Genomic DNA, 16798 nt, shown 5'->3' with positions numbered 1-16798 from the left:
GCCTGGTCAACACCTGCCGCATCGACTCGTGTATTACGCATGTGCAAACTCCTTTTCTGATCGTTGAAGGTCATTTGGCGTTCGGCACATGCTTTCACTCTTTTACAGGATCGCCCAGACCCGGCATGGAGACATCGCCCGGCGCTTCTCGGAGGCGCTGCAGATAGGCCAGATGACGCTCATACTGATCGAGAATATCCTCGATGATCTGGGAGCGACCGTAGTCCATTAGGTCGTAACCCTGGCCGCCATTAATCAGGTGTACTTCCAACCGGTAATAAGTGCTGGTCTCGGAATGTGGTCGAATGGCGAACGCGGGCATTGGAACTGACCGTGGCCAAACCTGATAGGTGAAGTGGCCATCGTTGCCAAGGTCTACGTCCAGCGAAAGATGGGGCTCATCCTTGTCCCGTTGAATATCCGCCGCCACGCCCTTGTTTCGAAGCTCGTCACGGATCTCCTCCATGGCCGGGCGCACCGTCTCATCCATGAACTTGAGGGCGCCCTTCCGATCCGGAAAGCTCATGGCCCGGGCAAGCCGCTGGCGCCAGGACAGCGATTTGCCTTCGGCGGCCGTGGGCATCCCGTGCATGGGACTCATGCCGTGCTTGAGTGATTCGGTCTTGAGAGCCCTGAACAGGCCAAACATCATGAAGAACAGCACCACCGAGAATGGCAGCCCCATAATGACCACCGTGCCCTGAAGGGCGCCCAGCCCGCCGGCCATCAGCAGTGCCAGGGTCAGCAGGCCGATGATCACCGCCCAGAGGATGCGCATCCAGATCGGGGCGTCATGGTTCACATCCGTGAGGATGGAGGTTAAGTTGGACAGCACCAGCGCCCCCGAATCGCCGGAAGTGACGAAGAAGACAAGAGCCAGGATGGATACCACAATAGTGGTGACCCCGGCCCAGGGCAGGCTCTGCATGAATATGTAGATCGACGAGGCCGGCGTTTCGACAGCGAGCTCACCGAATTCCTGGGCACCTTTCATCACCATGTCAATGGCACTGTTGCCCATGATCGACATCCAGATCATCATGAATGTCAGCGGTAGTATCAGTGTCCCTATGGTGAACTGGCGGATGGTCCGTCCCCGGGAAATGCGCGCCAGGAACAGGCCAACGAATGGCCCCCAAGCGATCCACCACGCCCAGAAGAAGAGCGTCCAGGCATTCAGCCAATCCTCGGGTTGGTCATGGGCGTAGGTATTAAAGGACAGGCTGATAAAATTGCTGACATAATCCCCCACGTTCAGAACAAAGGCATTCAGCAGGAACAGAGTCGGCCCCGCAAACAGCACGAAGATCATCAGGGCAGTGGCCAACAGCATGTTGAACTCCGACAGGCGCCGGATTCCCCGCTCCACGCCACTGACGGCTGATAACGTGGCGAACACCACGATCATGGTCACCAGCAGTGCCTGGATCCAGGTGCTTTCGGGAAGGCCGAACATTGTAGACAGGCCATAGTTGAGCTGGATGACGCCAATACCGAGACTGGTGGCAATCCCGAACACGGTGCCAAGCACTGCGGCAATGTCCACCGCATGTCCGATCGGCCCATAAATACGCTCGCCGAAAACGGGGTAGAGCGCAGACCGGATGGTCAGTGGCAGCTTGTGCCGGTAACTGAAGTAGGCCAGCGACATGCCCACCAGGGTGTAGATGCCCCAGCCGGAAATGCCCCAGTGCAGAAACGTCAGTTCCATCGCATGGCGTGCTGCCTCCACCGTACCACCCTCACCCTGAGGCGGATTGAGGAACTGTGAGACCGGTTCGGAAATACAGAAAAACAACAGATCAATCCCGATACCCGCGGCAAATAGCATGGATGCCCAAGAGACCAGGTTGAACTCGGGCTTGGAGTGATCCGGGCCCAGGCGGATGTCACCGAAGCGCGATGCCGCGATGAAAATCACGAAAACCAGGTAGGCCACCACAGTCAGAAAGTAGTACCACCCGAAGGTGTCCGAGACCCAGCCGAGAAGCGTGTTGATCAGACCCTCGGCATTCTCGGTGAAAAACATCGTCCACAAGGCGAACACCACGATGAGGATTGAGGACCCGAAGAAGACCACCGGGTTGAGCCGATCACCAGATTCCTTCATTTGCTGCTTCACTATTGCGCACTCCGTTCAGAGACGGCACCGGAGTTTTCCTCCGAACTCTCAGGCAAACATTCCGGGCCCGCCCCATAACCATAATGGCCAGATCCTTCTATAGAATGGGTCAGTAAGGTGGGTCCACGTCTTCGGTTGCAACGTAAACACTTTTCAGTCGTATGTAATGCTCCAGTGCCCGCCGAAAGGCATCTCGACGGGAGTGATATCAGCAGGCAATCTGAATGGGATAATTCCAGGCGCCTATACCGGCGCAGACGCCAAGAGGCTTGGGGCGGGTATAGAAAAAGGCGCCGTTGAGTTGCTGGTACTCGCCCTGCAGAGACGAGGCCTGGCCTGCGCAGTACTTGAGGCAGTCTGCCCCGGAATCCACATCCTCATCGCCGGCTTCGGCCACCTCGCAGATGACCTCATTCGTTGCCGGATTCATCGTGGCGAACCATCGGGACTGCTCCCCGCTGACGGATTCTCCGGCGATCCACAATCCACGGCGTTCTATTTTGCCCATGGTGCACCTCCTGTAAGAACGTACCTCACGCAAAAAGTATAGGCTACTATTTCGCCATTTCTACAAAGCCCGGGAAAGATTTATTTTAAGGTCGATCGAGCTAAGAAGGGCCAGGCACCAGTCACGTCATGCCCACAAACACGAGAGAATAAGGTTTTCGTGGCATGACTATGGATCTGGATGTCGTGGATCGCCTTGTTTATCTTGTTTATCTTGTCAATTCATCATTAACAGAATCAGAACGACGATTCCTGATCACATTCAAGCGGCGTCCTCCTGATTGGTCACTGCTTGGTCTCGAAGGCGTTGAACGCCTGCCGGCAATAGCCAAGCTAGTTGACGCTGTCTACTGTCAGGCGCAAATGGGGCTTGTAATAGATAAATTCATGAAGCAGCATCGTCTCTTGCTGCAACCGATGCGCAAAACGAGCCTGCTCTTTTTATTGCGCATCAAACTGACGTAAACTGCAGATTATAGGTGTTAGCGGGAGAGACTGTGCCACACAGCTGTGTGGCCGGCGCCGAAGGAGCAACTGCCCCGGAAACTCTCAGGCAAAAGGGACCGCTAACACGATAACTTTCCGAAGAGCTGCCGATGACTGCGTCACTTGGCACACCGAAGGAGCAAGCGGCCGGTTTTACTGAAACGGCTCGTGAATCTCTCAGGTCCAGAGACGGAAGGGGTGCTTCTACCATTTTGGGTAGGCAGCCAACCCTGGGCGCTCTCTGGAGATTGTTATGAAACATATTGCAGTTATTGGCGGTGGCATCACCGGCATCACCACCGCTTATTCTTTAACGAAGCGCGGCTTCGACGTCACCGTCTATGAAAAGCATCGTTATGCGGCTATGGAAACGTCTTTCGCGAACGGCGGACAACTCTCGGCGTCCAATGCCGAAGTCTGGAACAACTGGCAGACCGTGATCAAAGGCATGAAATGGATGTTCCACAGCGATGCCCCGCTGCTGGTGAATCCCAAGCCCTCCTGGCACAAGATGAGCTGGTTTGCCGAGTTTATCGCGGCCATTCCCCAGTACGAGAAAAACACCACTGAAACCACCCGCATGGCGATCGCTGCCCGTGAGCATCTGTTTTCATGGGCAAAAGAAGAAGGTATTGATTTCGACTTAAAGGAACAGGGCATTCTGCATATCTATCGCGACAAGGCCGGCTTTGACCACGCGGCAAAGGTCTCGAAATTGCTGGCAGCAGGAGGTCTGGAACGCCGGGCCGTCACCCCCGATGAAATGAAGGCCATCGAACCCACCCTGGCTGGCACCTACTACGGTGGCTTTTTCACTGAAAGCGATTCCACGGGTGATATTCACAAGTTTACCAGCGGCCTGGCCGATGCCATCCAGCGCCGCGGCGTCAAAACGTGTTACGGCCACACGGTTACCGAGCTGAGCGCAGATCAATCCCATGCCTGGGTAACGTCTTTTGATGGCGAACAACAGATTCGTAACACCTTCGACGGTGTCGTGGTTTGCGCTGGCGTCGGCAGCAAGGAGCTGGCGGCGAAGCTGGGCGACCGCGTTAACATTTATCCGGTGAAGGGCTATTCCATCACGGTTGAACTGGACGACGAAGCGTCTCGGCAAGCGGCACCAACCGTCAGCCTGCTGGACGATGCTACCAAACTGGTCACCAGCCGGTTGGGCGATGATCGTTTCCGTATTGCGGGTACGGCGGAATTCAACGGCTACAATCGCAACATCCGGGATGACCGTATTCGCCCGCTCACCCGTTGGGTTGAGCAATGCTTCCCCGGTGTCAGTACCCGGCGCGTTGTGCCATGGGCAGGTCTGCGCCCTATGCTTCCCACTATGATGCCGCGCGTTGGCCCGGGTCGCCTGCCGACGGTGTTCTACAATACTGGTCACGGCCATTTGGGTTGGACCCTGTCAGCCATTACCGCCGAGATGCTGGCTGAGGCCGTTGAAACGGCGCCTGCTTACCAGAAACGCTGAAACAACATTCGATCCCGGGCGGTTTTTCAGTCTTGATATGAAGCGATGTGCAGGGCAATCACCTCACCCAGGTTACGCCGGCATAACGCACTTTTGTAAATGAACGCAGAAGTACGAGTTCGCCTACCGACTCGGTAGGCGAAGCCTTATTCCCCATCAAAAGTATTGTTAAAACAGGAGTTGTCCTATTCTCGCCTCTGACTTATGATATGTTATAACATTTTTAATTCTTATCAGAAGCAGCGGAAATTTATGAAAAATACTGGCAAAAAACTACCCGTCACCGTGCTATCGGGTTTTCTTGGTGCTGGCAAAACCACAGTTTTGAGCCACCTGTTGAATAATCGAGAGGGCCGTCGGGTGGCAGTTATTGTCAACGACATGAGCGAAATCAACATTGACGTCAGTGACGTGAAAAACGAGGTGCAATTAAACCGTAGCGAGGAAAAACTCATTGAAATGAGCAACGGCTGCATCTGTTGCACCTTGCGTGAAGACTTGTTGCTGGAGGTACGCAAGCTAGCTGATGAGGGTCGATTTGATTATTTATTGATTGAATCTACCGGCATCTCCGAACCGTTGCCTGTCGCGGAAACCTTCACTTTTGCCGATGAAGACGGCAATAGTCTGTCTGATATCGCCCAGCTGGACACCATGGTGACGGTTGTGGATGCCTTGAATTTCATGGGAGATTACGACGAGGCCAAAGACTTGCAGGAAACCGGTGAACATCTGGGCGAAGAGGATGAACGCAGCGTTACCGATTTACTGGTGGATCAAGTGGAGTTTGCCGACGTTATCCTGATCAGCAAGACCGATCTGGTTGACGAAGGCACATTGCAGCGCTTGATCGCCATACTGAAAGCACTGAATACCGAAGCGGAAATAGTGCCTATCCAGAACGGACAGGTAGATGTCGACCAAGTGTTGGGCACAGGTAAGTTCAGTTTCGAGCGCGCTCAGCAGGCCCCCGGGTGGCTAAAGGAAATGCGTGGCGAGCACGTGCCGGAAACCGAAGAATACGGCATCGGCAGCTTTACCTACACCGCACGCCGACCCTTCCATCCCCAAAGGTTTTACGACTTTCTGCACGGTAACGGTATCAAAGGCAAACTGATTCGCTCCAAAGGCTACTTTTGGCTCGCCAGCCGGCCCGATTTCGCCGGACACTGGAGCCAGGCAGGCGGCATGGCTCGCCATGGCTTTGCCGGTATGTTCTGGAAGGCGGTGCCAAAAGACCAGTGGCCGGAAGATGAAGACTCCCTTAACGAGATTCAAAAAAACTGGCAAGACCCCTTCGGCGATATGCGGCAAGAACTGGTGTTTATAGGCCAGAATCTCGACCAGTCGCAATTTAACCAAGCGCTCAACGACTGCTTGCTGAACGACGATGAACTGCTGGCCGGGCCGACTCAGTGGCAACGCCTGGCCGATCCGTTTCCGATCTGGGAGGCCGAGGCATGATGTCAAAGGCATCACAAAATCTATCGCGAACGCGGCAAGCTGTTTTTGGGGACTTGCCTGATGTCCTTGCAGAAATCTATCGAGACGATGTCAACATGGCGGTTTGGCGGCGCTCCGTGGGCACCGAGTTAATTTCCGAAGTTCAAGCTCTGAGCCAGGAAAAAGGCATCAGCAGTCATCGAACCATAATATCCGCGGCAAACACGCCTAATGTGGAAGAAGCCCTACCCCATCTGGCGGCCTATCCTCACCTGCAAAAAGACATCGGATTTTTAGTTGATATGTTTGGCTGCCTGTTTGAACTCAATATGATTGGCCTTCGCTTTGCGACGCTGACCCATGCCATGTGCCCAAAGTTCCATGTTGACCGGGTACCTTGCCGCATGATCACCACCTATCTGGGCACAGGCACCGACTGGCTCCCCCATCAAATCGTCAATCGCAGCAAGCTTGGCGCCGGCAACGGCGGGTTGAGCGATGAAGAAAGCGGCCTGTACCCCTCGGAAAATCATATCAAAACGTTGTTACCCGGAGACGTCGCTTTATTAAAAGGCGAGCTGTGGGAGGGTAACGAGGGCGCGGGTATGGTTCATCGCTCGCCTTCTATGAACCCCGACGAGCGTCGATTGCTGCTGTCTTTTGATTTTCTTTCGCCAGCTAATCCATGAACATTGATGCTATTCATTAACCCGAAACACCAGATTCGCCGTTACCGGCACGGCGGTGGCTATAGAGGTTAGACCTGCTATTTCACGCAAAGCCTCTATACCACCGGCCAAACCAAAATCTTCGGCTTTAACGAGTAAAGGTTGCTCAGTGTTGACAGCAATTCCGCCGCTAACAGAATAGGTAACGCGCTTTTTTTCAAAATGAGTCCATCCTCGTTGGCAGTGATTAGCACTTTAGTCCAGATTTTTTGAACCTGCCTGTTTACTGCTCACTCCTACCCTGCCCCATTACCCGCAGCGCAAGACTTGCCTGCTGCGAGCGGGCATCCTGAATGTCCAGCGTCCAGAACCCGGCGGTTGGAAAGCGCAGCGTATCCCGCGGCGACGCCAGGGTAATCAGTTGCTGGCCGTTCAACACCACACTCACCGGGTACTCGGCCCCGGTCAGGCGCGGGCGTATGGCGTCTCGCCCCGGTGGAAAGGCCAGCTCCAGGCCATTGCCGGGGAACACCACTTTCATACTCTGCTGACGCAAAGAATCAGGCTTTATGGCCGGGCCAGAGGCCAATGACAAGGGTGGCCGCTCGGGGCCCAGGGCATCCAGTATTGCCAGCGCAATAGGCGCGGCGGTTTGTAAGCCTGTGTGGCTGGGCAATTCGGCGTTATCAGGGCTGCCAACCCACACCGCTATCACGTGATCGCGGGTATACACCACAGACAAGGCATCGCTGCCGCGGGGGCCCGTGCCTGTTTTCAGGGCGAAATTATTCAAGGTAGACGTGCGCGCGCGATTTTCCGGTAAGGCCACCCGCCGCAAGTGATAGGTGGTGCGGGCCGCAATGCGGTCATTCATTGGTCGCGTTACGGCTTCGGCGCTTTTTAGCCAGTGCGCTTTTGAGCTGTGCTGGCCCTGGGCCAACCCGGTGTACAAACCCGCCAGATCTTGCAAGGTAAGACCAATGCCGCCTACGGCAATGGGCAGGCCAATATCGCCATACAGAGTGGCGCCGCGAGCGCGGAGCTCAGACTCAAAGGCCGCGGGCGACAAACGTTGCAGGGCTTCCACCGCTGCGCGGTTATGGGAACGGATTAGCGCATCGCCAAAGGTTTGCTGACCTTTTTCGCTATGGTCGAAGTTATCCGGCGTGTAACCGCCAAAATCGGTGTGCTGGTCGGTGTAAACCTCTTCAAATCGCAGTACACCGGCGGTTTCGGCGTAGGCGTAAATCAGCGGTTTCAAAGCCGATCCTGGCGAACGCGCTTGCACGCTGAAGTCGACGGCGCCGCTGGCTTGGGCGTTGAAGTAGTCCTGCGAACCCAAGTGCGCGACCATTGCGCCCTTGGCATCCAGCACCAGTGCTGAAAGATTAACACCAGGGGGCAAAGCCCAGTTCGCACTCATGGCGCTCAGGTTACGCTGGGTGGTTCGGTTCAAGGTTGTGGCATTCAAACCAGACAAGCCCTTTGCCATGGCCCGGTCTGCCAAGTGGTGGTCTAACTGGGCGAAACTCACCGAATTTTCTGGTAGCGGGCTTAACGTGGCGTCAGAGTATTCGGCAAGGGTTAACAGGCCGCTTTCAAAGCCTTTGCGCAGCACCCTGTCCCGAGCCGCACGGGCTATTTTTGGAAAGCGATCCGGCCGGTGTTTCGCCGGGCTCTGGGGAAGCGCTACCAGCAAAGCGGCTTCGGCGTAGGTCAGTGCCACTGGCGATTTGTCGAACCAATAGCGGCTGGCCATTTCGATGCCCTCTACGTTTGCACCGTACGGGGCCAACGTGAGATAGGCGTCAAGAACTTCCTGCTTGGAATAATGAGCCTCCAGCCACAGCGCGCCCAAAGCCTGGCGCACTTTGCCCGCCAGCGTACGCGTATGGGGCCGCAATAAACGGCTGACCTGCATGGAAATAGTCGACGCACCCGATACCACTCTTCCGTGGCTCACGTTGTTGATGGTGGCCCGCACAATGGCCAGCGGGTCTACACCCGGATGCTGGTAAAAGCGCCGGTCTTCGTAGGCCAGCAGCAGATTGATATAGGCCTGACTGACTTCCCCTTGGGGCCGCAAACGGTAGCTGTCGCCCAGCAGCCGCACGTGCAGCCATTCGCCCTGATTGTCCGCCAACACCAGGCTTTGCTGATGCAGGCGTTCCATTGGCAACGCCGCCCACTGCACCAGCGGCTGAGCCAGCAAACCCACAATAATGAATGTCGCGGCGAACAGTTTTAACCAGCGGCTTTTTGCAGCGTCTCTTTTTACGTTTCTGTGGAAACCCGGTTTAAAACCAGGCTCAAAACTAGTTCGCCGTAACATGGATGCGTACACCCTCGGTTGAGGCATTCAACGACGGGTTCAGCATGTTTTCCATATAGGTTGCCGGCATACGGTAGTTTCCGGGCGTAACGGCGCGCCACACCGACACGGATTCCAGGCGGTCGTTTTTGCCAAACTGATAACGCGGCCTAATCACTTGGGTGAAACGGTCGTCTAGGTACAGTGAGTGCACGCTATCTTTTGGCTGCCAGGGAAAACCCAGCAGTTCAAATAGGGTTTCTACGCTTATGCCGCCAAGATTCGGATTCTCGATCTCAAGCCCGCCAGCGGCTTTTTGCTCAATCAGCCATTCGCCATCCGCCCGCTCACGGGTTATTTTTCCGGCCACGGTGCTCACCAGAAGCTCACCCTGTTGCAGTTCAATAACGCCGTCTTTAAGGCTAGCCTCGCGGGCGCTCATATCAGTACCCACAATGGCGAAACCTTGAGTCAAGCTGACATCGGCGGGTTTGCCTTCGGCATCACCCAGCAACAGTTTTGCAATGGATGGTGGTAGGTTTTTAGCCACAGCTTCACCTGCATTCTCTTCAGCGCCCCGGTCGGCGCGATTGCCCGTTGCCACCAGGGTAAGGTGAAGCGATTCGTCGGAATGATTGGTTAACCTAAGGCCTTTGTCCGTTTCGCTCAGATCCAATTCATTTACCGAGCGGTTCAGCGACCAGGCGCCGTCTTTTGGCGTTGCACTGGCGTGGGCGGCTTCCGTGGCCAGATAGGCCCAAGCTTTTTCCTGAGTGTTCAACCACGGGTCACTATTAACAGCTATTGTCATCGCGGCCAGCGCACTTTCCGCCTTGTCCGATTTAGCTTCCGCGCTGTAACGGGCCAGTGCCGCTCTGTGGCGAACCGGCGTGGCGTAGGTGGAATAACGATAGCTTTCACTATCCGCCCGAACGGCGATGGCGAAAGCCTGCTCCGCTCGGGGTTTGTCGCCTAGCAGGCTGAACGCCATGGCCAACTGGGAAGCACTGGTCATGGTCAGCCCATCAGTCTGGCTCAGCAAATAACGCATTTCGCCCACATCCGCGTTGCCCTGACGAGCACCTAGCAGCAGCGCATAAATCTTTACTTCGGCGTTGTTGGAGCCCATCAACCGCGGCAAATTGGGCGCCATGTCCGTCAGCATTTGCTGACGCAGGCGATCAAGATGGCGAGCGTCGTTGGCCTCAAAAACGCCTTCGGGCAACGGATGCAGCAGAAATTCATAGGCGTACAAACTGAGCCATTCTTCCGAATCGCCACCGTCACTCCACATACTGAACATGCCGGAGGAACGTTGCAGATCGGCTATGCGGCGGTAGCTTTTGCCCAGGCGCTCACGCGCTTCGGTAAATTTGCCGCGCTCGGCCAGGGTCTGGTCCATCACAATCAGTGGAAACGCCCGGGACACCGTTTGCTCCAGGCAACCGTAGGGGTAGCGCGATAAGCTCGCCGCCAATGCGGTGCGGTCTGGCAACGGGAAGCGGCTGACCGACAGGCTGGCGCGGCCGTCATCTAACACTGCCAGCAGGTCCAGTGGTACCGCGGTTGTGGCGCCAGGCGCTACTTCCCGGGTTTCTGTCAGGGTGATCAGCGAGCCGCCGGGGCGTGACAGCAGCGGCCATTGGTACGATTGTTCGTGGCCATCTGCCAGTGTAACGCGCAGGCCAATGCTGCCCTGACCGTTGGCGGTTACCTTTACCGGCACGGATACTTCACGGGTTTGGCCGGAGGTGGTCCAGGTTATCTTGGTGCTTAACTGCGGGGACAGACCAGAGGTCAGTCCCCGGGACTGAGACTTAGGGGACAGACCAGAGGTCAGTCCCCGGGTTTGGCCCGACTGAGGGGACTGTCCTTCGGACTGTCCCCGGGCTTCGCCGGACGGCTGGGATTGAGGGGACTGTCCTTTGGACTGTCCCCGCTCAAAGACTCCCAGCTCGAACGGCCCAGTCACCGACCATTCCAAAACCGCCGTTTGCGCTTCGCCTTCGGTCAACGTCAGAGCAGCTCCCGCCTGAAAGCGATCACCCCGGGTAACGGTACGCGGCACCGATGAATTTACGGCTACGCGCTCGCGCACAATCAGTTCGTCGCTAAACTGTATGGAACGGCGGCCATCAGAGCCGGTTACATCCAAGCGCAGGCGGCCGTTGATCTGGCCAATATCAAGCGCAAACTCGGCTTTGCCGTTACGCACCTTCACCACACCGGTTTGCAGGGCAATGGTCTCGAAGAAGGTTTTGCGACTGGGCTGTTCAGCGGCGGCTTCGTCGCCACCCACCACCAGATTGGTGCCGCCAATGTCATCACTCAGGCGCGACACCAAACCATATGGGTCGAACAGGTCCGCACTAAAGCTCCGCTTGCGGGTGAACCAGTCAAACGCCGTGGCCTGGGGGTGATTAGTCAGGTTCAGAATGCCAATATCCACCGCTGAAACCACCAGGCTGGCGCCGTCGGCTGCATCCGACACATTCACCGTCAGGCTCACGGTCTGGTTTGGGCGCACAAACTCAGGCAAATCCATAGATGCCTGGCGGCGAAAGCGCTCCGGCTCGATGGAAAGATGAGCCACGCCAACCGCACGGGCAGCGCCAGCCGAACCGGCAGGCGCCTGGCGATAGGCTTTCACCAGCACGTAGGCCTGGCTGGCACCGGCCGGAGCTTTTACATCCACGCTGGCTTTGCGATCGGCCAATACAACCTGATGAACGCTAAGAACACTATCGGTCACCAGCATGATTTCCGCGGTGCCGTTAAACGGTGCATCTATAGACACGGTCACCGTGTCGCCGGCATTCGGTTGCAGGTCAGACACCGCAACGTCCAGCACGTCGGGCACCGCTGCGCTGGCGCCGGAAGTGCTCCACCAGCCTACTTGTAGGCGGGTCTGGGTGGGTTGGCCGGTTTCCGGTAGCAGCTCCAGTTTGTAACGGCCGTTACTCAAAGCCGGCAAGGTCAGGGTCGCCTGGGCAAGGTTGCTGGCTGCGTTCACCTCAACCGTACCGCTGGCGCGAACGCCCTGCTCGTAATACTCGATGCGGTAATCCCAGCCTTCGCCGCTGCGGGTCCAGTAATAGTCCCACTCTTCCTCAATCAGCCGCCAGCGCACGGTTTCCGAGTTAGCCTGGCCGCTGCGCGCATTAACACTGGTCAGCAAAAATTCGGGTGTACTGCCGCTGCCATACCCGCTCTGGGCGTCAGCGGGTTTTACACCTATCCAGCTCGGCTGGGTCGCCACAAACACCGATTCTTTTTGGCGGGTTACCCGGCCGGATACTTCTTCCAGCTCCACAGCGACCGTTACGCGCTGGGGCAGTTCGCTGTTGGCGATGGATTCAAACGCACTGGCGCTGAATTCGAAATCCGCCCGGCCTGCCTCCGAGGTTTGCAGGGTTTGCGAGTCCAGCAGAGCTTGCTGCTGATGGTTTTCATCCAGCCCACCAAATTTAAAACCGTCGAATACGTCGAAGGGTTGGCGCGTGGGGTTTGCCCGCAGCTGGGCAGAAATGGGCCTGTCGGCACCCGGCGCGCCAAACAGAAACAGGCTTTCGGTTGAAAAGGCCAGCGTTTGATCAATAGCCGCGAACTCCGGTAACCCGGTGATGTTCACTTCCATGGTTTCTGGTACAAAATCTTCCACCTGAAAACCGGTGCTGGCCAGCTGGGTATCACCCAGCAGCAATTGCGCGCGGTATCGACCTTTATGGGCCGTGGCACCAAGGGTTATTTCGGTGCTGAGCAACCCATTGCTGTCGCTAGTAACAGGCTGGCTGGTCAATACTTTGGAGTCCGGGCGGATGATTTTGAGGGTGAGATTCTGCCCGGCCATGGGCACCAGATCGTCAGCGCGGGCGATGGCGCTGAAATACACGCTTTCACCACCGCGATACACGCCGCGCTCGGTACGCAAATAGCCATCACCCAACACCGCGGTGTCAGCGCCATCCACCGGCAATTGCGCCAGCGACAAAGGCGATTCATTCAGCGATAGATAGCTCAGGGCGCGATTGTTTTCGTTGATCAACAAGGCGGGCGCCGAGCCGTTCTGACCGCGCATCAGCGCGTTGGGAATTCGGGCGTAGCCATCGCCACGAATGGCGAAGCTGCCCAAGGATTCGGAGTTTTTAGCCAGCAGTTCGATGCTGCCGCGGGCAATCAGTTCGCCGCTGTCAAAATCCCGCATCGACACCAGGGTTTCGCTATCGGCCACCAAGGCTGAAAGCGCGTAGCGCGAATGCAGTACCACCACTTGCTGATCGTCATAACTGCGATAGCGGGTTAGCTCGCAGTCTGCATCGCGACAGGGCGACACCCGAGCCAAATACGCAGCACCCGCGGGCAGGTCCGCTTTGCTCAAATCAATATTCAGGCTGGCTTCGCCATAAACGTTCGGTTGCAGCGCAATCACTTGCTGGTGCAACAGCTTGCTTTCGTTAGTGTCGAAATACCCTTTTTCGCTAAGCTGCTCTGATTCCAGCAAGCGACGGGCAACCGCCGGCAAAAGGGCCTGCACGGTAACCTGAACCCGCTGATGGCCTATCGCCTGCACCTGCAAAGACGGCGCACTGCCGGCAGGTACTAACACCACGCCGCTGCCATTGGTAATGGTCAGGCTATTTTTCAGCTTGGGCGTACTCGTCCACAACCGGCTTGCCCGCCAGCTTTTTCCGGGCTGACGAAGACTGCGCTGTGTCTTCACAGTCTGGATCAGAGCAAGGGGCTTGCTGGCCCTCTGCTGACAAAGGCGCGGCCAAACACATGCAAAGCGCAACCACAAACCATAAATAACCCATAGCGGAATCCTGTTCCATCGGATGTCGAATATCTGTAATGATGGACGAACACTGCGACGCCAGCCATGGTGACCAAGGTATTCGCAGAATAATTCACTCGAACGCCACATTTCGCCATATTTCACAGGCATCTGTTTACAGGCGCCTAATGTTAACCGGCATCTATTGAAAGGCATCGAAATGACATCAGAAAAATGGATTACGATTTCACCCGCCGATAAAAACACGTTTTCCGGCTACCTGGCATTGCCACCGGCTGGAACAGGCCCTGGCCTAGTGCTGATTCAGGAAATATGGGGCGTAAACGATCACATTCGTGCCGTTGCCGAGCAGTATGCGCTGGACGGCTTTGTGGTGCTGGCACCGGATGTGTTCTGGCGCCAACAAACCCGAACCAATCTGGACTATACCGAAGCGGGCACCGCCGAAGCGTTTGAGCTGATGAAGGGCACCGACTTCACCCAGGCGGCAGAAGACGTTGTGACCGCCATTGAACATCTACGGGGATTGTCGCAAGTGTCTGGCAAGGTGGGCGTGCTTGGTTTTTGCATGGGCGGGCAGCTGGCCTATCGGGCTGCCGCCAGCGGCATGCCAGACGCCGCTGTCAGCTATTACGGTGGCGGGATTCAAAACCATCTGGACCTGGCCGAGCAGATAAGCCAACCCATATTGTTCCATTACGCCGGCCTGGATGGATTAATACCGGCCAGCGCTGTTGACCAAGTGCACAAAGCTTTTGAAGGCCAGGAACACACCAATATTCACACCTATGACGGAGTGGATCACGGCTTCAATTGCTGGGGGCGACCGGCTTACAACCAACGTGCGGCGGCTTTGGCCCGCGGCCGCACGCTGGTGTTTCTGGCTCAGCACCTGGCGGGCTGAGCTTATTTAGACTGGACTGGGCTGGGCTGGGCTGGGCTGGGCTGGGCTGGGCTGGGCTGATATTAGCCTGGCTGCAAACCGTTGAGGATGGCGCCAATGAATTCGTCCATCATCGGGCGATTGCTGTTCGAGCTTTCGCTAATCGCATCCTGCTGGTCATCCAGCATTCTCTGCACCAAATCGTTCAACGTGGTGGTATCGAGACCCTTGTCGATGCCACCCTGCCCCAGCTCGCGAACATTCTGAGCCAACCCGGCCAACGGGCGCAGCTGGCTGGCCAGTGACGGTTGGCCAGATGTGGACTCATAGGCCGTGGTTGATACCGTGCGGCTGGAAGACAGGTTCAGGCTGAAACTGGCCAGTTCTTCGCCGCCCAGGTTTAAGCCCCGTGCGGATTCAAACGCGCCCTGAACATCGCCGCGGAAAAACTGCCCGGCAACGCCCTGCGCCTGCTCCAGCAGGCCGGCAATGGCTTCGCGTTCGCCGCTGTCCAGATCACCTTCCACACTGAAAGAATAGCGCCCGGCAGAAGCACTGACTGCAGTCAGTGAATTCGACTCACCGCTCTCGCTGCCCGTTGAACGGCTTTGAACTGCGAGATAGCGGCTCTCTTCCATCAGAATAGACACTTTGTCGCCATCGGCGGTAGTTACGTCAAAGCGAAAAGCGCCGCGGGAAGCAGATTCAACCTGCATACCGCTTCTGCTAACGGGTACTCCGCCATCGGCGACCGCCGGCTGGCCCAAAAAGCGCTCGGCGAGTTTGTCCAGGCCGTTCTGAATGCGGTTGAAGCCGTCATCAATCTCGCTGGCGAGTTTGGGATTCATCAACCCCAGGGCTTCAATTTGCTCGCGGGCTTCGCCGTAGCCTTTTTCAATGCCGGCGCGGGCCTGCTCCATCAGGTTGGCAAGGCGTTCAGGGTCTGCTCCGGCTGCCGCTTCCTGTTCCAGCCGCAGCTGAATAAAGCCCAGCACCGTGCCCGCCACGTCCGCGGCAGACGGCGGCTGAAAACCACTGCCAAGATTGCGGGCTGCAGCGGCGCCCGGGTCTTCAAGCTTGCCCAGGCTTTGCTCCATTTGCTGCTGAAGACGCGAGCGCAACGCGTTGATGGCATCTTCTGGCGTGCGAATAACCTGGCGCTGGGATTTGCTGGCAGATTCTGTGGCTTTCGCTTCGCTAGCTCCCGGGCCGGGCAGCGGGGCATCACGGCGCTGAGGCTGCGCCTCGTTGGTTACCCGTGATTGCGAAGGCGACTGTGGTGATGACGGCGAAAGCGGACCGTATAAAAGCGAAACCATGGCAACAAACCTCGTTCAAGCGTACGGGCTGCAATTCACAAACAGCCAACCCAGTTACAACGGGTATCGGCGCGCGGCGCTCAAACTTTAACCGGTTTATTTTTGTACCCAGCGGCCATCTATTTCGATGTATTGCCCGGCCGCAGTTTTCTCAACCGCTTTCTGGCCCGCCACAGCTTCCACTTTTGACACTGCAATGCCGTTCTTCTGGGCAATGTCTGTGTACGCTTCGCGACGGGCATCATTGATGGCCTCTGCAATATCGCGGGCGCGGGCGTCAGACGTCACCGGGGCCAAATAACCAGACGGCGTTTCACCCACTAAACCTTGGCTTTTTGCAGAATCCAGGGCATTTTTAGCTTCGTCAAGGCTCATGGCAAACGCCGGAATGCTCAGGCTCAGCGTTAGCAGCAAGGCAGCGATGCGCTGGTAAATAGTCATATTCAACTCCTTGATTATCAGAGGCGTACACTCTTTACGATCAGGTACGCACACTTTTGATTGTTTGGTGCATGCACTCGTTGTCGTGGGGTACTTTTAACAGGGTTGCGAACTCAGAACAGGCCTTTTTCACTAAACAGCTCTTCCACATCCTTATCAACCTTCACGTAAATTTCGTGCTGAATTTTTACATTCAGGTTAACCGTAATCGGCTCCTGCGGTGCCTGCACTCGCACCGTGGGTGTACAACCAGCCACCACCGTGGCCAGCAACAAACCCGCAAGCAGCGCCGTTAGCGGGCGAAAAACATTCAAACTAACGTACGTCATAATAATAT

At 56.5% G+C, this 16798-nt stretch carries 13 protein-coding genes and 1 riboswitch; of the genes, 5 read left to right on the top strand and 8 right to left on the bottom strand.

Translation table 11 applies throughout. The annotated features are described in order from the left end of the window. Positions 1-94 precede the first annotated feature (94 nt). Both betT and ATI45_RS00460 read right to left on the bottom strand, forming a co-directional pair. Complete coding sequence (gene betT, locus ATI45_RS00465; protein WP_098421595.1) at positions 95-2110, bottom strand: choline BCCT transporter BetT; 2016 nt, start codon at positions 2108-2110, stop codon at positions 95-97. Positions 2111-2330: 220 nt separating this feature from the next. After that, the gene (locus tag ATI45_RS00460; RefSeq protein WP_098417808.1) at positions 2331-2630 is read right to left on the bottom strand and encodes an aldehyde dehydrogenase family protein; all 300 of its coding nucleotides are present in this window, start codon (positions 2628-2630) and stop codon (positions 2331-2333) included. A 164-nt stretch (positions 2631-2794) separates the two neighbouring features. Between ATI45_RS00460 and ATI45_RS00455 the strand changes: the two genes are divergently transcribed. The 4 genes from ATI45_RS00455 to ATI45_RS00440 all read left to right on the top strand — a co-directional run bounded on the left by ATI45_RS00455 (position 2795) and on the right by ATI45_RS00440 (position 6733). After that, complete coding sequence (locus ATI45_RS00455; protein ID WP_098417807.1) at positions 2795-3094, top strand: hypothetical protein; 300 nt, start codon at positions 2795-2797, stop codon at positions 3092-3094. 11 nt (positions 3095-3105) lie between these two features. Continuing rightward, positions 3106-3205, top strand: a riboswitch (glycine riboswitch). Positions 3206-3368: 163 nt separating this feature from the next. Beyond that, positions 3369-4601, top strand: coding sequence for a D-amino acid dehydrogenase (locus ATI45_RS00450; RefSeq protein ID WP_098417806.1), 1233 nt, complete (start codon positions 3369-3371; stop codon positions 4599-4601). Positions 4602-4853: 252 nt separating this feature from the next. Next, a complete protein-coding gene (gene zigA / locus ATI45_RS00445; protein WP_098421594.1) occupies positions 4854-6065 on the top strand; it encodes a zinc metallochaperone GTPase ZigA in 1212 nt (403 codons plus the stop codon). Beyond that, positions 6062-6733 carry a DUF1826 domain-containing protein gene (locus ATI45_RS00440; RefSeq protein ID WP_098417805.1) on the top strand — a complete coding sequence of 224 codons (672 nt, stop codon included), beginning with the start codon at positions 6062-6064 and terminating at the stop codon, positions 6731-6733. The genes zigA and ATI45_RS00440 overlap by 4 nt, the downstream gene beginning before the upstream one ends. 262 nt (positions 6734-6995) lie before the next feature. Here the strand turns inward: ATI45_RS00440 and ATI45_RS00435 are convergent, their stop codons facing one another. From ATI45_RS00435 to ATI45_RS22125, 3 genes are read right to left on the bottom strand one after another with little or no spacing between them, the layout of a single operon-like run. Then, positions 6996-9044: a transglycosylase domain-containing protein gene (locus ATI45_RS00435; RefSeq protein ID WP_143751110.1), complete on the bottom strand. Its 2049-nt coding sequence runs from the start codon at positions 9042-9044 to the stop codon at positions 6996-6998. Beyond that, the gene (locus tag ATI45_RS00430; RefSeq protein WP_179888368.1) at positions 9028-13689 is read right to left on the bottom strand and encodes an alpha-2-macroglobulin family protein; all 4662 of its coding nucleotides are present in this window, start codon (positions 13687-13689) and stop codon (positions 9028-9030) included. Before ATI45_RS00430 ends, ATI45_RS00435 begins: the two co-directional genes overlap by 17 nt. Next, the gene (locus tag ATI45_RS22125; protein WP_179888367.1) at positions 13658-13837 is read right to left on the bottom strand and encodes a hypothetical protein; all 180 of its coding nucleotides are present in this window, start codon (positions 13835-13837) and stop codon (positions 13658-13660) included. Before ATI45_RS22125 ends, ATI45_RS00430 begins: the two co-directional genes overlap by 32 nt. A gap of 180 nt (positions 13838-14017) precedes the next feature. Between ATI45_RS22125 and ATI45_RS00425 the strand changes: the two genes are divergently transcribed. Then, a complete protein-coding gene (locus ATI45_RS00425; RefSeq protein WP_098417802.1) occupies positions 14018-14722 on the top strand; it encodes a dienelactone hydrolase family protein in 705 nt (234 codons plus the stop codon). A gap of 62 nt (positions 14723-14784) precedes the next feature. Here ATI45_RS00425 and ATI45_RS00420 read toward each other — a convergent pair whose 3' ends face one another. The 3 genes from ATI45_RS00420 to ATI45_RS00410 all read right to left on the bottom strand — a co-directional run bounded on the left by ATI45_RS00420 (position 14785) and on the right by ATI45_RS00410 (position 16790). Further along, positions 14785-16020, bottom strand: a complete 1236-nt coding sequence (locus ATI45_RS00420) for a DUF5610 domain-containing protein (RefSeq protein WP_098417801.1) — start codon at positions 16018-16020, stop codon at positions 14785-14787. A 96-nt stretch (positions 16021-16116) separates the two neighbouring features. Further along, a complete protein-coding gene (locus ATI45_RS00415; protein ID WP_098417800.1) occupies positions 16117-16461 on the bottom strand; it encodes a YdbL family protein in 345 nt (114 codons plus the stop codon). Between the two features lie 113 nt (positions 16462-16574). Further along, on the bottom strand, positions 16575-16790 hold the full coding sequence (locus ATI45_RS00410; protein WP_098417799.1) for a YnbE family lipoprotein: 216 nt from the start codon (positions 16788-16790) through the stop codon (positions 16575-16577). Between the last annotated feature and the right edge of the window lie 8 nt (positions 16791-16798).

The sequence above is a fragment of the Marinobacter sp. LV10MA510-1 genome (genome assembly GCF_002563885.1).
In the GTDB taxonomy this organism is placed as follows: domain Bacteria; phylum Pseudomonadota; class Gammaproteobacteria; order Pseudomonadales; family Oleiphilaceae; genus Marinobacter.
The sequence above is the reverse complement of the archived record's forward strand: the minus strand, read 5'-3'. Positions and strand labels throughout refer to the sequence as shown.

Coding starts and splice junctions, on each gene's coding strand:
- betT (WP_098421595.1), bottom strand. CDS start 2,110: ATGAAGGAATCTGGTGATCGGCTCAACCCGGTGGTCTTCTTCGGGTCC.
- ATI45_RS00460 (WP_098417808.1), bottom strand. CDS start 2,630: ATGGGCAAAATAGAACGCCGTGGATTGTGGATCGCCGGAGAATCCGTC.
- ATI45_RS00455 (WP_098417807.1), top strand. CDS start 2,795: ATGACTATGGATCTGGATGTCGTGGATCGCCTTGTTTATCTTGTTTAT.
- ATI45_RS00450 (WP_098417806.1), top strand. CDS start 3,369: ATGAAACATATTGCAGTTATTGGCGGTGGCATCACCGGCATCACCACC.
- zigA (WP_098421594.1), top strand. CDS start 4,854: ATGAAAAATACTGGCAAAAAACTACCCGTCACCGTGCTATCGGGTTTT.
- ATI45_RS00440 (WP_098417805.1), top strand. CDS start 6,062: ATGATGTCAAAGGCATCACAAAATCTATCGCGAACGCGGCAAGCTGTT.
- ATI45_RS00435 (WP_143751110.1), bottom strand. CDS start 9,044: ATGTTACGGCGAACTAGTTTTGAGCCTGGTTTTAAACCGGGTTTCCAC.
- ATI45_RS22125 (WP_179888367.1), bottom strand. CDS start 13,837: ATGGGTTATTTATGGTTTGTGGTTGCGCTTTGCATGTGTTTGGCCGCG.
- ATI45_RS00425 (WP_098417802.1), top strand. CDS start 14,018: ATGACATCAGAAAAATGGATTACGATTTCACCCGCCGATAAAAACACG.
- ATI45_RS00420 (WP_098417801.1), bottom strand. CDS start 16,020: ATGGTTTCGCTTTTATACGGTCCGCTTTCGCCGTCATCACCACAGTCG.
- ATI45_RS00415 (WP_098417800.1), bottom strand. CDS start 16,461: ATGACTATTTACCAGCGCATCGCTGCCTTGCTGCTAACGCTGAGCCTG.
- ATI45_RS00410 (WP_098417799.1), bottom strand. CDS start 16,790: ATGACGTACGTTAGTTTGAATGTTTTTCGCCCGCTAACGGCGCTGCTT.